Source organism: Novosphingopyxis iocasae (genome assembly GCF_014334095.1).
Lineage (GTDB): Bacteria > Pseudomonadota > Alphaproteobacteria > Sphingomonadales > Sphingomonadaceae > Novosphingopyxis > Novosphingopyxis iocasae.
Genome location: NZ_CP060495.1, coordinates 747,834 through 763,494, shown reverse-complemented (window position 1 = coordinate 763,494; position 15,661 = coordinate 747,834). Strand labels below are relative to the sequence as shown.

Below are 15,661 nucleotides of genomic sequence, written 5' to 3'. Positions count from 1 at the left end.
CCGATTATAGAACCGCGTCATTGCGAGGCGAAGCCGAAGCAATCCAGAGCCGCCCGCAGTGCTGCATCTGCTCTGGATTGCTTCGTCGCCTGGCGGCTCCTCGCAATGACGGAGCGTGCCGGGCGTAAGTAGTGCTGGTTTCGAGTAGCTCAGGACGAGCGGATAGGGTGATAGCATGACCGACAAACCGACCTATGCCGATTGGCAGGAACAGGCCTCCAAAGAGGTCAAGGGCCGCGATCTGACGCGCGAGACGCCCGAGGGCATCGTCGTGAAGCCGCTCTACACCAGCGAAGACGCGATCGATCCGGGCCTGCCGGGCTTCGAACCGTTCACCCGCGGGCCCTATGCCTCCATGTACACAGGGCGCCCCTGGACGATCCGGCAATATGCGGGCTTTTCCACTGCCGAGGAGTCCAACGCCTTCTATCGTCGCAACCTCGCGGCGGGTCAGAAAGGCCTTTCGGTCGCCTTCGATCTCGCCACGCACCGCGGCTATGACAGCGATCATCCGCGCGTGACCGGCGATGTCGGCAAGGCGGGCGTGGCGATCGACACGCTGGCGGACATGAAGATCCTGTTCAACGAGATCCCGCTCGACAAGATGTCGGTGTCGATGACCATGAACGGCGCGGTGTTGCCCGTGCTGGCTTTCTACATCGTTGCCGCCGAAGAGCAGGGCGTGGAGCAGAAGCAGCTCTCCGGGACCATTCAGAACGACATTCTGAAGGAGTTCATGGTCCGCAATACCTATATCTATCCGCCGCAGCCGAGCATGCGGATCGTCGCCGACATCATCGGCTATACCGCCGAGCATATGCCGCGCTTCAACTCGATCTCGATTTCGGGATATCACATGCACGAAGCCGGAGCGACGGCGGTGCAGGAGCTGGCCTATACCCTGGCCGACGGCATGGAATATGTCCGCGCGGCGATGGACAAGGGCCTGCCGGTGGACAGCTTCGCCCCGCGCCTCAGCTTCTTCTTCGGCATCGGCATGAACTTCTTCATGGAAGTCGCCAAGCTGCGCGCCGCGCGTACCCTGTGGCACGATATCATGGGCGATTTCGGGGCGGAAAATCCGAAGTCCAAGATGCTGCGCACCCATTGCCAGACCAGCGGCGTCTCGCTCACCGAGCAGGATCCATACAATAATGTCGTACGCACCACGATCGAGGCAATGGCCGCCACGCTCGGCGGCACGCAGAGCCTGCACACCAACAGCTTCGACGAGGCGGTGGCGCTGCCCACCGATCGCTCCGCCCGCATCGCGCGCAACACGCAGCTGATCCTGCAGGAAGAAGCCGGCATCACCGATGTCGCCGATCCGCTGGGCGGCAGCTATTATGTCGAAAGCCTCACCCAGGCGCTCGTCGACAAGGCCAAGGAGTTGATCGACGAAGTCGAGGCGGCAGGCGGCATGACCAAGGCAGTGGCCGAGGGCCTGCCCAAGCGCCATATCGAAGAGGCGGCCGCGGCCAAGGCGGCGGCGGTCGATCGCGGCGAGCAGGTGATCGTCGGCGTCAACAAATACCGCCTTCCCGAAGAAGAGGAGATGGAAATCCTCGACATCGACAATGCGCGTGTCCGCCGCGATCAGATCAAGCGGCTCGAGGAAACGAAGAACGAGCGCGACGAGGCGGCAGCCACCGAAGCTTTGGCAAACCTGCGCGCCGGGGCACAGGGCGATGCCAATCTGCTGGCGCTATGCGTCGAAGCGGCGCGCGCACGCTGCACGCTGGGTGAAATGTCGGCGGCGATGGAAGATGTGTTCGGCCGGTTCGATACCGTACCGCAGCCCGTGAGCGGCGTTTATGGCGGCGCCTATACCGGAGATCCGCGCTGGACCCGCGCTGGCGAGGGCGTCGAGGCGGTGGAGCGCCGCCTGGGCCGCAAACCGCGCATGATGGTCGCCAAAATGGGCCAGGACGGGCACGATCGCGGCGCCAATTTGGTCGCCTCCGCCTTTGCCGATCTGGGCTTCGAGATCGTCAGCGGTCCATTGTTTCAGACCCCCGGCGAGGCGGCGGATTGGGCTGTGGAAAAGGATGTGGATATCGTGGGGGCAAGTTCGCTCGCCGCTGGCCACAAGACGCTGATCCCGGAGCTGATCGAAAAGCTCGGTGAAGCGGGCCGTTCGGATATCAAGGTGATCGCCGGCGGCGTCATCCCGCCGCAGGATTACGAATATCTGCGCGACAAGGGCGTCCAGGCGATCTTCGGCCCCGGCACCAATCTGGTCGACGCCGCGGGCGAGGTTTTGCAGCTGCTGGGGCACAACCTGCCGCCGTTGGAGGAAGCTGCGGAATAGCCTTTCCTCCCGCAGCATATGCGGGTCAGGGAAAGTATGGAACAATACACAGACGGCATGGGTTGGATCATTACCGCCAAGGCGGAATTCTGGCGCGCTTTTCTCCGCGCCAGCCATCTCATCTGGAGACCTGTTCCATGTACGCTATTCAATGGCCGAAGGGCTTCGTGCCCGGTTTCGTCGATAATTTCGCCTCGAACGAGATGATCGTCGCCGGCCTCTCCGTCGCCGACATCTGGCCGCTGCTCAGCCAGCCCCACGAATGGCCGGGCTATTATGACAACGCCGCGGATGTTCGCATTCATGACGGGGGCGGTCCCGAACTCCAGCTGGGCGACAGCTTCCACTTCAAGACTTTCGGTTTCCCCGTCGAATGCAAAGTGGTGGAATGCGTCGAGGCTCATCAGGGAGAGCCCGCGCGGATCGCGTGGTACGGCGAATCCGGCGAAGGCGACGATCGACTTGAAGTGCACCACGCCTGGTTGATCGAGAACCTGGACGCGGACCGCGTACGGATTCTGACGCAGGAAACGCAGAACGGCAATCCCGCGAAAGAACTGGCAAGCTCCAAGCCCAATGAGATGATCGACGGGCATCAGAATTGGATCAACGGGCTGGTGGCCACCGCCAAGTCCAGAAAAAGCTGAGACACCATTGAACCCGGCGGGGTCGCGCGATGCGAGTACGCACGCGTGGCCTGCCAGCTTTGAAGAACTGCGCCCGAGCTGCGAGCCCGAACAGTGCGATGCAAAACCTCCTTCCAGAGGGGTTTTCGGAAGGCGAAGGCTTCGCTATCGCAAGCCCATGACCGATATCCGCACCGACTGGACTCGCGACGAGATCGCCGCGCTTTTTGACCTGCCGTTCACCGAGCTCCTCTATCAGGCCGCCACCGTTCACCGGGAAAACCATGCGCCGGGAGAGGTGCAGCTGTGCACGCTGCTTTCGATCAAGACCGGCGGTTGCCCGGAGGATTGCGGGTATTGCAGCCAGTCGGTCCATGCCGATAGCGGCGTGAAGGCCACCAAGCTGATGGAGCCGCAAGCGGTTCTCCAGCGCGCGGCGCAGGCGAAGGATCAGGGCTCGCAGCGCCTTTGCATGGGCGCGGCGTGGCGGAACCCCAAGGACCGGGACATGCCCAAGATCGTCGAGATCGTGAAGGGCGTGCGGGACATGGGCATGGAAACCTGCATGACGTTGGGCATGTTGACACCCAAACAGGCGGACATGCTCGCCGAGGCGGGGCTCGATTATTACAACCACAATATCGACAGCAGCCCGGAATATTATGAGACGGCGATCTCGACGCGCTCGATGGACGAGCGGCTCGAGACGCTGGACCATGTGCGCGGCGCCGGGATCAACGTCTGTTCGGGGGGTATTGTCGGCATGGGCGAGACCCGCGCCGACCGCGTGGGCTTCCTCCATACGCTGGCGACGCTGGAGCGGCATCCCGAAAGCGTGCCTGTGAATGCGCTGGTGCCGGTGAAAGGCACCGTGCTTGGCGATATGCTGGCCGACACGCCGCTCGCCAAGATCGACGACATCGAGTTCGTGCGCACCATCGCAGTGGCGCGCATCACCATGCCGCGCAGCATGGTACGCCTCAGTGCGGGCCGCGAGAGCATGTCCGAGGCAACGCAGGCTCTGTGCTTCACGGCCGGCGCGAACTCGATCTTTACCGGCGACAAGCTGCTGACGGCGGCCAATGCGGGCGACGATGCGGATGCCGCGATGCTCGCGAAACTGGGTCTGAAGGCGATGACGAGCGAGGAGCCGATGCGCGCGCAGCGTGCGTGCGGCAGCGTGGCGACGGAGGCGGCGGAGTAAAAATCGAGCTCCGTCCCAGGATGACGAAACAATAGGCCGCAAAGACGGTCCGAAAGAGGAAGCCTGATGTTTAAGAAAATCCTGATCGCCAATCGCGGCGAGATTGCCTGCCGCGTCATTCGCACTGCCAAGAAAATGGGCATCGCCACCGTCGCGGTCTATTCGGATGCGGACGCGCGCAGCCCGCATGTCGAGCTGGCGGACGAGGCGGTTCATCTGGGCCCGCCGCCCGCGGCCGAATCCTATCTGCTCGCCGACAAAATCATTCAGGCGGCCAAGGACACAGGCGCGGACGCGATCCATCCCGGCTACGGCTTTCTGTCCGAGCGTGAGAGCTTTGCAAAAGCTTGCGCGGAGGCGGACATCGCTTTCATTGGCCCGCCGGCGGGCGCCATTGCGGCGATGGGCGACAAAATCGAATCCAAGAAGCTCGCTCGCGAGGCCGGGGTGAACACCGTGCCCGGCTCCGAGGGCGCGATCGACACCACCGAAGACGCGCTGAAATGGGCGAACGACATCGGCTATCCGGTGATGATGAAGGCCAGCGCCGGCGGTGGCGGCAAAGGCATGCGCCTCGCCTGGAACGACACCGATGTGAAGGAAGGCTTCGAGGCGACCAAGCGCGAGGGGCTTGCCAGTTTCGGCGACGACCGCGTGTTCATCGAGAAATTCATCGAACAGCCGCGGCACATTGAAATTCAGGTGCTCGGCGATAAGCAGGGCAATATCGTTTACTTACACGAGCGCGAATGCTCGATCCAGCGCCGCCATCAGAAGGTGGTGGAAGAGGCCCCGTCGCCCTTCGTCTCGCCCGAAATGCGAAAGAAGATGGGCGAGCAGGCCGTGGCGCTCGCCAAGGCGGTAGATTATCACAGCGCGGGCACGGTGGAGCTGATCGTCTCCGGCGCCGACACCACGGGCGAGGGCTTCTACTTCCTGGAGATGAACACGCGGCTGCAGGTCGAGCATCCGGTGACCGAATATATCACCCACGTGGACCTTGTGGAGCAGATGATCCGTGTCGCCGCGGGCGAGAGCCTGCCGTTCACGCAGGACGAGATCCCGATGGATGGCTGGGCGATGGAAAGCCGCGTCTATGCGGAAGACCCCTATCGCGGCTTCCTGCCCTCGATCGGACGCCTCACCCGCTATGATCCGCCCGCCGCGGGCAAGCGCCAGGCGCCGTTCGTAACCGGGGACGAAGACGGCAGCGAAAATGTCCGCGTCGACGACGGCGTTGCCGAGGGCGGCGAGGTGTCGATGTTCTACGATCCGATGATCGCCAAGCTCATCACTTATGGCGATACGCGGATCGAGGCGATCGACCGCATGGTGGATGCGCTGGGCCGGTTCGAGATCAAGGGTCTTGGCCACAATATCGATTTTCTCTCCGCGCTTATGCAGCATGAGCGTTTCCGCTCCGGTGAGATCACCACCAATTTTATTGCCGAGGAATATCCGGACGGTTTCCAGGGCGCGCCGGCAAGCGAGGAACTGCTGCAGCGGCTTGCCGCCATTGCCGGTTTTGTCGCGACTGCCCATGCCGATCGCAATCTGCTGATCGACGGTCAGCTCGGCGCCAAGCAGCAGCCCCCCGCCGAATGGCAGGTACGCATCGGCGACGATTTTTACGATGTCGCCATGTCCGAGAACGAGGTGGCCGTGAACGGCGAGCCCACAGGGCTGTCCATGGCTTATGCGCCGGGCGACCGGATGGTGGAGGCCGAGTTCGGCGATGACTGCATCGTTGTATCGATCGAACCGACGCGCGCGGGCTTCCGTCTGAACACACTCGGCGCCAGCCACGATCTGCGCGTGCTGCCCGCTCATGCTGCGCAGCATGCACAGCACATGATCGACAAGGTGCCGCCGGATACGTCCAAACTGCTGCTGTGCCCGATGCCGGGCCTTCTGGTCTCGCTGCATGTGGCCGAGGGCGATGCCGTGGAACCTGGCCAGCCGCTGGCCACGGTGGAAGCGATGAAGATGGAAAACATCCTGCGCGCCGAAAAGTCCGGCACCATTGCCAAGATCAACGCGGGCGAAGGCGACAGCCTGGCGGTGGACGAGGTGATCCTGGAGCTGGAGTAAACTTCGCCCCGATTGCTGGCGCCCGCGACCGTTCCGGCTGAGTACGTCGATCACGCTTGGCCATGCTTGTCGAAGCCCGCTTTTCCGCTCTAATGGCGGCGGAGCGAAAACAGCCTTTGTCGACTGCCTACTCACAGCAATTGCTTGGGGCGGGCGCGGGGCGAACGGGTGAGGGGATTTGAGAGCGATGTCGAGCGTTGCAGAAGAAGCTGCGGGATCCGGCACCCCCGCAGAAGCCGATCCGAAAACCATCCGCCTGGTCATCGGTGCGTCCTCGGCGGGTACCATTTTCGAGTGGTATGATTTCTTCATCTACGGCACGCTCGCGGCCAGTGGCATCATCGGCCGCGTGTTCTTCCCAAGCGGCAATGAGACGTTGCAAACGCTGCTCGCCTGGGCGGGCTTTGCCGTCGGGTTCGGCTTTCGCCCGCTCGGCGCCATTCTGTTCGGCTTTCTCGGGGACCGGGTGGGACGCAAGGCCACTTTCCTTGTCACCATCACCGTCATGGGTCTGGCCACTGCGGGCGTCGGCCTGATCCCGTCCGCAGGCACCATCGGCTATGCCGCGCCGATCCTGATCATCCTGATGCGCATCGCGCAAGGCCTGGCGCTGGGCGGCGAATATGGCGGCGCGGCGGTTTATGTTGCCGAACACGCCCCGCCCGAACGGCGCGGCTTCTACACCAGCTTCATCCAGGCCAGCGTGCCGGGCGGCTTCATTCTCAGCCTGATCGTGGTGCTGGGCGTAAAGGCGGCCATGCCAGCGGAAATATGGGACGCTTGGGGCTGGCGCGTTCCTTTCATCCTCTCGCTGCTCCTGTTGGCAATTTCGTTGTGGATGCGGCTTAAACTGTCCGAAAGCCCGGTCTTTAAAAAAATGAAGGCCTCCAACGAACTGTCCGGCAATCCCTTCGTCGAAAGCTTCACTTATCCCGGCAACAAGCGCCGCATATTCGTGGCGCTGTTCGGGCTGTCCGCAGGGCTTACCGTCATCTGGTACACCGCCTATTTCTCCAGCCTGAGCTTCCTGAAAGGTCCGATGCGGATCGAGGGTACGGCAGCTGAAATCATTGTCGGTGTCGGCGCGACCCTTGGCCTCTTCTGGTTCCTTCTATTTGGGCGCCTGTCGGACCGGATCGGACGCAAGAAACCCATCGTTTGGGGCTTCGGACTGACGCTCATCCTGCTGTTCCCCATCTTCTGGGGTATCGGCGCTGTCGCCAACCCGCAGCTAAGCGACAGTTTCGACCGAGCACCGATCGTGGTGAGCGGCCCGGCCTGCGACTATAATGCGTTCGCGTCAGAGCAGGCCAGCCCATGCGGCCAGTTGCTGGCAGACCTATCGGCCCGCGGCGTGGAATATACGATCCAGCCCGCCGAAACTTTGTCGCTCGCCATCGGCGGTGAGCAGATCGTGTCGTTCGACAAGGCCAGCATCGATGCCGGACTGGCCGGTGCGGGCTATAATTTCGAGCCGGTTGTACCGGAACCGTTGGCGATCGTTGTCATCATCCTGATGCTCGTGCTGCTGGGCGGTCTGTCCGGCGCGACTTATGGTCCGATGGCAGCCCTGCTAAGCGAAATGTTTCCGCCGAAAATCCGCTACAGTTCGATGTCGATCCCCTATCATTTCGGCACCGGCTATTTCGGCGGTTTCCTGCCACTGATCGCCGCAGCCATTATCGCGACGACAGGCGATCCCTATTCCGGATTGTGGTACACCTGGGCTGTGGTGCTGATGGCGTTCCTCGTGACGCTCTTCGGACTGCCGAATGAACAACCCGATTGGTCAGCCGAGCGGAAAGCCTGACTAGCGACGGCTTCAGCGCCGTTCGCTGGCCAGCTTTTAAGAAGCGTTGTATTTTTGTCGCGACGATGCGCCAATTTTCTCAAAGCGGGCGCTATACGCTTTACACCGAAACCGCGCACCTCCAGGGGTGAACCATTGGTGAACGCTGGGTTCAGAATTCCCGCGCTCATCGGGTTTAGAGATAATTTGGGTCTCAGAGAGGAAAATTAAATGCGTATGAAGTCCGTGTTTAAGCTTGGTGCGGCTCCGCTCGTACTGAGCGTTGGATTGCTTGCCTCGCCGGCATTTGCACAGACTCAGGATGATGATCTTGCAGTCGAAACGGATGAGACGACGGTAACGCCCGCTGGGGAAAGCAACGGCGCCGGTCCCGTGGAAGCTATTGTTGTTACGGGTACGCGTATCGTGCGCCCGAACCTGGATAGCGCCAATCCGATCACTTCTTTGTCACTGGCGGATGTGCAGTCCACTGGCGAGGTCAATCTTGGTGACGCGCTGAACGATCTGCCTTCGCTGCGTTCGACCTTCAGCCAGCAGAACTCCACTCGTTTCATCGGCACGGTCGGTCTAAATCTTATCGATCTTCGCGGCCTCGGCACGAACCGCACCCTGGTGCTGGTAAACGGTCGCCGTCACATTACTTCGCAGCCTGGTGTTCCTACCAGCGTTGACATTAACACCATTCCGAGTGCGCTCGTTGAGCGTATCGACATTTCGACCGGTGGTAACAGCGCTGTTTACGGTGCCGATGCTGTCGCAGGCGTCGTGAACTTCGTCCTGAAGCAGGACTACGACGGCATCGAAGGTCGTGTGCAGGGTGGTGCGGCCGATTACGGTGGCCGCGGTACTTACGCAGCTTCGCTCATCGCCGGCAAGAATTTCGCAGACGGTCGCGGTAACATCGCTATCGCCGGTGAATATAGCTACACTGACGTACTTTATAACACCGATCGTAACGAACTGACCGGTGCGTTCACCGGCCGTCGCCAGTTTCAGCTCGTTGAGAACACCATCGGCGAGCCGGCTTCCGGCAACGGCGTGCCGGACCGGGTTTTTGTGACCGGCGTACGGAATAACAACGTCTCGGAAGGTGGTCTGTACACGTCGTTTTGCCCGCCCGGTTCTGGGGCTCGTCAGAGCTTCAACTGTACTGGCGGAACGGACGTAAACGGAAATCCCGTCGGTGCCACTTTCGTGTTCCTTCCGGGCGGCTCGCTGATCCGTAATCCTGTCACCACCGACTTCCGGAATGTTGGCTCGTCCAACTCAATCGGCGGACTTGGATCAACGCTTCTGCTGACCGGTATGCTCAATCCGCAGGTTGAGCGTAAGATCGTCAACGTTCTCGCTCATTATGAATTTTCGCCGGCGTTCCGACCGTTCGTCGAAGCGAAATATGTTCGGGTCGATGCGCTTCAGGAAGGTCAGCCGACCTTCCATTTCAACACCTTCTCGATCAACAACCCGTTCTTGAGCAACCAGGCGCGCACGGTGCTTCAGCAATCGCTGGCACCAGGGGCCACCAGCTTTAGCGCTTTCCGCTTCAACATCGATTTCGGTGGCCGCGGCGAGAAGCACAAGCGCGAGATTTACCGCGTCGTTACGGGTGTGAACGGCACCTTTAATGATGACTGGAATTATGAGGTTGCGTTCAACTACGGCCGTCTGGACACCTTCTATAAAACGGAAGGTAACATCATCAGCCAGAAGTTCGCTAACGCCAGAAATGCCGTGCGCGACGCGCAGGGTAACATCGTCTGTGCCATCAATCTTGATGCTTCTGCAGCCAATGATGATCCAGGCTGTGTGCCGGTCAATCTTTTCGGCTTTGGAGCGCCCTCGCAGGCAGCACTCGATTATTTCGGGTACACGTCCACGCGTGAGCAAAATGCCGAGCAATATCAGGTAACCGGTTATGTGAGCGGCGATCTTTCGCAGCTGTTCGAACTTCCCGGCGGCCCGATCGGCTTCGCTATTGGCGGTGAATATCGTAAAGAAACCGCTTATGCGGCTTACGATGAAGTTACCCGCAGCGGCGCGACCTTCCTCAACGCAATTCCGATCTTCGATCCCGCCGACCTCGAAGTGTACGAAGCTTACGGCGAAGTTCGCGTTCCCATTCTCGCAGACATGCCGTTTGCTCGTGAGCTGACGCTTGAGGGTGCGTTCCGAATTTCCGACTACAACCTCGGTACGGTTGGAACGGTTGAGACCTACAATGCTGGTGTCATCTATTCGCCGTTCCGTGGTCTGCGTTTGCGTGGTAGTTATGCACGTTCGGTGCGTGCTCCGACGCAAGACGATTTGCTGTCGGCACCCAGCCAGACCTTCCTTAACGGTCTGCAAGATCCGTGTGACTCGCGCTTCATCAATGATAATCCCAACCGCGTGGCAAACTGCGCCGCGGATGGAGTACCGACCACGGTCACTCTTCCGAATGGATCGGTTGTTCCGTTCACGAACATTCCCGCTTCGGGTGTTCGCGGACTGAGCGGCAGCAACCCCAATCTTGACGCGGAAGTTTCTGACAGCTTCACGGCCGGCTTCGTGTTCGTGCCAGATGCCGTTCCCGGCCTGTCACTTTCGGTGGATTATTATAATATCAAGATTGATAACGTGATTTTCTCGCTCGGCGCGCAGACAATCATTAATCAGTGCTACGACAATGCTAGCGGTATTAATAACCAGTATTGTGCATCGATTTTCCGTCGTGCGGATGGTACGTTCCAGGGTCAGTCTGATCGTCAGCTCGGCGGTCAAACCGTAAACTATACGCTCGCTCCCAGCGATCGTTCGTTCATCTCGGGACCGTTCAACTTCGCCAAGCAGAAGACGTCGGGCATCGATTTTGATCTGAACTACAACCGTGACTTGGGTGGTGTCGCCATCAGTGCTCGCGGCTTGCTGTCCTATGTCATCAATCGCGACAATTTCACCGACATTGATGATCCGAACTTCATCAATCAGCAGCTCCTCGAGCTGGGTGATCCGGAATTCGCCGGGAACCTTATTCTCGGACTCGATTTCGGCATGCCGCGTCTGACGTACAATATGCGTTACATTGGCGAGCAGTACGTAGCCTCGTACGAAACGTTCAATTCGCTGCAGGGTCGTCCTCCCGAGAATCCGGATTACTCCTATCCGAGCCAGTATCCTGAGACGTTTTACCACAATATCCGTCTCGATCTGGAAGTTGACGATACCTATGGCTTCTACATGGGCGTGGACAACTTGCTCGACACTCTGCCGCCGCTCGGCCTCGATGGCACGGGTAGTGGTAGCGGGCAGTATGACAATATCGGGCGCTTCCTCTACGCGGGTGCCCGGTTCAAGCTCTGATCTAATGGTTTAAAAAGGAAAAGGGCGGCTTCTAGCCGCCCTTTTTTTACGTTTTGTAGACTCTTTGAAAACGCCTCCCGAGCGATGTGAGAATCTCGTATGGGGAGCGACCCGATAGTTCGCTGATCGTTTCAAGCTCGAAGCAAACATCGAGATAATCGCCTTCTCGAAGAGTGTGATTTTCGGGAAGCTGGACGATCGTGAGGTCCATGGACACGCGTCCGATGACCGTCAGGGGCTCACCAGCCATCTGAAACTTGCCGGAATTCGACAATGATCGGGGGTATCCGTCAGCGTAGCCGATCTCGACGATCGCTGCACTCATGGGCTGTGAAGCGGTGAATGTCGCATTGTAACCAACGCGGTCCCCTGCAGCCAATGTTCTGATCTGGCAAACCCTGGCTTGGGGGAACACCACGTTGCGAATGGCAGAGACAAGCTCAGCGCGGGGAGTTCCTCCGTACAGGGCAATGCCAGGACGGGTCAGATCAAATTGAAATCTGCTTCCAAGCGCGATGGCAGCACTATTGGCCAAGCTTTTTCGAGAGGTGGGAAAAGAACTCGAAAACTCGAGAAAATTGGAAAGTTGGACGTCATTCTGTTGAGAGCGCTCGTCAGCAGAGGCCAAATGGCTCATGACTACATCGATCTGAAGGCCGAAAGAACGAATGGTTTCGATATCATGGGCCTCAATACCCAGCCGGTTCATTCCGGTGTCGATCATCAAATCGCACACGCCGCCGCCGCTCTCTTTCCAAAGTTTTGCCTGTTGAAGGCTGTTTAGGACCGGCTTCGCACCAAGCTGCTGTGCAAAAAGCACGTCTTGCTGCTGAACACCGTTCAAGACGGAAATTTGCTCCGCGGGAACGGTGCCCCTGAGCTCCAGCGCTTCCGCCCAGTGTGCAACGAAGAAATCTCGGCAGCCTGCACGATATAATCGGCTCGATACCTGGTTCGAACCTAGCCCGTACGCATCGGCTTTAACTGCCGCTCCAGTTTGTGACGTGCCGCACAGGCCGGAAAGCATCTGCCAATTATGTTCGATAGCACCGAGATCGATATTCAGTCGGAGAGGTGGAGAGAATTCGTTAACGCTAGTATTAGGCTTTTGCTTGGTTGATTGCTCACGATCCATATTTCTATGATGCCTTGTATACTTTCGCTACTTGGGGTGGTCGATCTGGAGCCGTCCCGACGTGCGGTCTATGCGACCGCCACAAACTGGGAATATCTCTCGTAGCCCAGATGCGCCAACGTTTGTTGCAGTGCATGACGATCTGGTGTTAGGTTTGGGTTTCAGTTTAAGGAGCGTTCGCGATGGCTCTCAAAAATTCCGATGGCCCAATCACCATCAAAAAGTACGCCAATCGGCGGCTATATGACACGTCCAGCTCCAAATATATCACGCTTGATCATCTTGCCGATCTGATCCGGCGGGACGTGGAGTTTGTGGTGATCGACGCAAAGTCTGGGGACGATATCACGCATACCGTGCTCACCCAGATTATCATGGAGGAGGAGAGCAGCGGGCAGGGGCTTTTGCCGACCAATTTTCTGAAGGAGATCATCTCCTTCTATGGCGGCTCCATGCAGGGGATGATCCCGGATTATCTGGAAAATTCCATGCGCCAGTTCCGCGAGAACCAGCGCCAGCTCGACGATGCGCTGGAGAGTGCGGTGGCTAAGGGGCCGTTCGGTGAGATCGCCCGCAAGAACCTGCAGATGATGAAGGCCGCGCGCGATGTGTTTGTGCCTGCACCGGGCGCTGCGGCGCCGACGGGGGAGAGCAGCCGCGGCGAGATGGATGAGCTGAAGCGGCAGGTGGCTGAACTTCAAGCCAAGCTCGACCGGCTTTCGCCCGAGGATTGATCGCACCGCCTTGGCCAACTCCAGAAAAAAGACATCGAAGCGCGCGGGCCTTCCCAGCCGCGAGCAGATCCTCGAATTTATCGAGAGCAGCGACACACCTGCGGGCAAGCGGGAGATCGTCAAGGCGTTCGGTCTCAGCGGTCAGGACAAGATCGCGTTGAAGACGCTGCTGAAGGATATGACCGACGAAGGGCTGGTGGCGATGGCACCCGGCCGCGCCTTCCACAAAATGGGCGGGCTACCCAAGGTGACCGTGCTGCGTGTTACCGATGTCGACGGCAATCAGCCGATCGGCGTGCCCGAAAGCTGGGAGGCGGACGGTGTTCCCGCACCGAAACTGCGCATTATCGAGCGTGGCCGTAACGGCGCGCTGGGCGTGGGCGACCGCGTTTTGGCGCGTACCGAGGCGCGCGGAAACGGCCATATCGCGCATGTCATGAAGAAATTGGCGCGCGGTAGTGAACAGCTATTGGGCGTGGTCGAGAAGGACGGCGAGCGCTTCATGCTGCGCAGCACGGACAAGAAGGCGCGCCGCGATACGCCGATCTCCGATCTCGGCAATGCCGAGCCCGGCCAGCTGGTGGTCGCGGAGAAAGGTGGGCGCGGCAACCGCATCACCGCGCGGGTGATCGAGGTGCTGGGCGATCCGTTCGCGCCCAAAAGCTTCAGCCTGATCGCGATCGCCAAATACGGCATTCCCAATGTGTTTCCGGACGCCGCGATCGAAGAGGCGCAGCGCGTTGCCGAACTGCCGGTGGCGGCAGAAGGGCGCGAAGATCTTCGTCACCTGCCCATCCTCGCCATCGATCCGCGCGACGCGCGCGATCATGACGATGCGCTATGGGCGGCGCCGGACGGCGATCCGGCGAACGAAGGGGGCTTCAAGGCAGTCGTCGCGATCGCCGATGTGTCCTTCTATGTGCGGCCCGGCGGCGAACTGGACCGCGAGGCGCGGCGGCGGGGCAACAGCGTCTATTTCCCGGACCGTGTGGTCCCGATGCTGCCGCACGAGCTGAGCTCGGACAAATGTTCGCTGAAGGCGGGCGAGGACCGCGCCGCCATGGCGTGCCACCTCGTCATCAACAGCAAGGGCGAGGTTACCGGCCACCGCTTCACACGCGCCACGGTTCGGCTTGCAGCGAACATCGCTTATGAGGATGCGCAGGCGATCGTCGACGGCAAGGATCGGCCGTCCGGCTCGCAGATATCCGAGGAGGACAAGCGTTCCTTCGACAAGCTGAAAGCGGACGGCGATCTGGCGAAGGCTCTGGAATCGCTCTGGGCCTGCTGGAAACTACTGTTCAAGGCGCGGGAAAAGCGCGCGCCGCTCGATCTCGATCTGCCCGAACGGCAGGTGCATCTGGACGATCGGGGGCGCATTGCCGAGGTGACGGTGCGTGAGCGTCTCGATGCCCACCGCCTTGTCGAGGATTATATGATCGCGGCCAATGTCGCGGCGGCCAAGGCGCTGGAGGCGAAAAAATCCCCGGTGATGTACCGCGCGCATCTTCCGCCATCGCGCGAAAAGCTGGTGGCGCTGAAGGATTATCTGAAAACGTTCGACATGGAGTTCGCCCTGGGTCAGGTGGTGACGCCGGGTGTATTCAATCGGCTGATCGAGCGCGTCGATAATGACGAAGTTCTGCCGCAGGTGATGGAGCAGATCCTGCGCACGCAGACGCAGGCTTATTATGGTGCGGAGAAGACCGGCCACTTTGGCTTGGCACTCGGCTCCTACGCGCACTTCACCTCGCCCATCCGGCGCTATGCGGATCTGCTTGTCCACCGCGCATTGGTGGATGCCTATGATCTGGAAATGCCGGCGCCGAACAACCGTTCGATCCAGCGCGGCACAGGCCTTACCGAAAAGGACGCCTCCGATCTCGGCCATATCGCCGAGGTCATCAGCCGCACCGAGCGGCGCGCGATGGAGGCGGAGCGCGATACCATGGACCGCTACGTCGCGGCCTATCTGGCGTCCCATGTCGGCGAACTCGTCGACGCGCGGATCACCGGCGTGCTCGATTTCGGCTTTTTCGCGATGGTCGAGGGGCTTGGCGGGGACGGGCTTGTTCCGGTTTCCACTCTGGGCGCGGAGCATTTCGCCTATGACGAGGCCGCGCGCACGCTGACCGGGCAGGACAGTGACACCGTCTACAAGAGCGGCATGAAATTGAAGCTGCGCCTTGCCGAGGCGAACCCAGTGTCGGGCGGGCTTCGGTTCGAGGTGCCGGACGTGGAAATCCCTGGGCGGGCGCCTGGCAAGCCGGTGCGTCGGGACCGGCGCGGACGTCCCTCCAGCGTGCCGCGCATGAGCAAGCGGCCGCAAAGCGGGCGGAAGAAAACGTCCGTTGGAAAGGGCGGCGCCAAGCCGAAAGGGAAGGGCAAAAAGAAGCGCTGATCGCTTTGGC

The 15,661-nt window shown here is 60.3% G+C and carries 9 protein-coding genes; 8 read left to right on the top strand and 1 reads right to left on the bottom strand.

Annotated elements, in window-relative coordinates; genetic code table 11:
* Positions 1-175: 175 nt before the first annotated feature.
* The 6 genes from scpA (at position 176) to H7X45_RS03555 (ending at position 11,381) form a co-directional block, all read left to right on the top strand.
* Positions 176-2,311, top strand: a complete 2,136-nt coding sequence (gene scpA, locus H7X45_RS03580) for a methylmalonyl-CoA mutase (RefSeq protein ID WP_187336183.1) — start codon at positions 176-178, stop codon at positions 2,309-2,311.
* 137 nt (positions 2,312-2,448) lie between these two features.
* Entirely contained in the window at positions 2,449-2,958 is a 510-nt protein-coding gene (locus tag H7X45_RS03575) for an SRPBCC family protein (protein WP_187336182.1), read from the top strand.
* A 157-nt stretch (positions 2,959-3,115) separates the two neighbouring features.
* On the top strand, positions 3,116-4,141 hold the full coding sequence (gene bioB / locus H7X45_RS03570; RefSeq protein ID WP_187336181.1) for a biotin synthase BioB: 1,026 nt from the start codon (positions 3,116-3,118) through the stop codon (positions 4,139-4,141).
* A 63-nt stretch (positions 4,142-4,204) separates the two neighbouring features.
* Positions 4,205-6,232, top strand: coding sequence for an acetyl-CoA carboxylase biotin carboxylase subunit (locus tag H7X45_RS03565; RefSeq protein WP_187336961.1), 2,028 nt, complete (start codon positions 4,205-4,207; stop codon positions 6,230-6,232).
* A gap of 187 nt (positions 6,233-6,419) precedes the next feature.
* On the top strand, positions 6,420-8,042 hold the full coding sequence (locus tag H7X45_RS03560; protein ID WP_187336180.1) for an MFS transporter: 1,623 nt from the start codon (positions 6,420-6,422) through the stop codon (positions 8,040-8,042).
* Between the two features lie 210 nt (positions 8,043-8,252).
* Entirely contained in the window at positions 8,253-11,381 is a 3,129-nt protein-coding gene (locus H7X45_RS03555; RefSeq protein WP_187336179.1) for a TonB-dependent receptor domain-containing protein, read from the top strand.
* Positions 11,382-11,427: 46 nt separating this feature from the next.
* On the opposite strand, the gene alr is transcribed toward H7X45_RS03555, so the two are convergent.
* Positions 11,428-12,516: an alanine racemase gene (gene alr / locus H7X45_RS03550; protein WP_187336178.1), complete on the bottom strand. Its 1,089-nt coding sequence runs from the start codon at positions 12,514-12,516 to the stop codon at positions 11,428-11,430.
* A gap of 182 nt (positions 12,517-12,698) precedes the next feature.
* Between alr and phaR the strand changes: the two genes are divergently transcribed.
* Positions 12,699-13,250 carry a polyhydroxyalkanoate synthesis repressor PhaR gene (gene phaR / locus H7X45_RS03545; protein WP_187336177.1) on the top strand — a complete coding sequence of 184 codons (552 nt, stop codon included), beginning with the start codon at positions 12,699-12,701 and terminating at the stop codon, positions 13,248-13,250.
* 10 nt (positions 13,251-13,260) lie between these two features.
* Positions 13,261-15,651 carry a ribonuclease R family protein gene (locus tag H7X45_RS03540; protein ID WP_187336176.1) on the top strand — a complete coding sequence of 797 codons (2,391 nt, stop codon included), beginning with the start codon at positions 13,261-13,263 and terminating at the stop codon, positions 15,649-15,651.
* Positions 15,652-15,661: the final 10 nt, after the last annotated feature.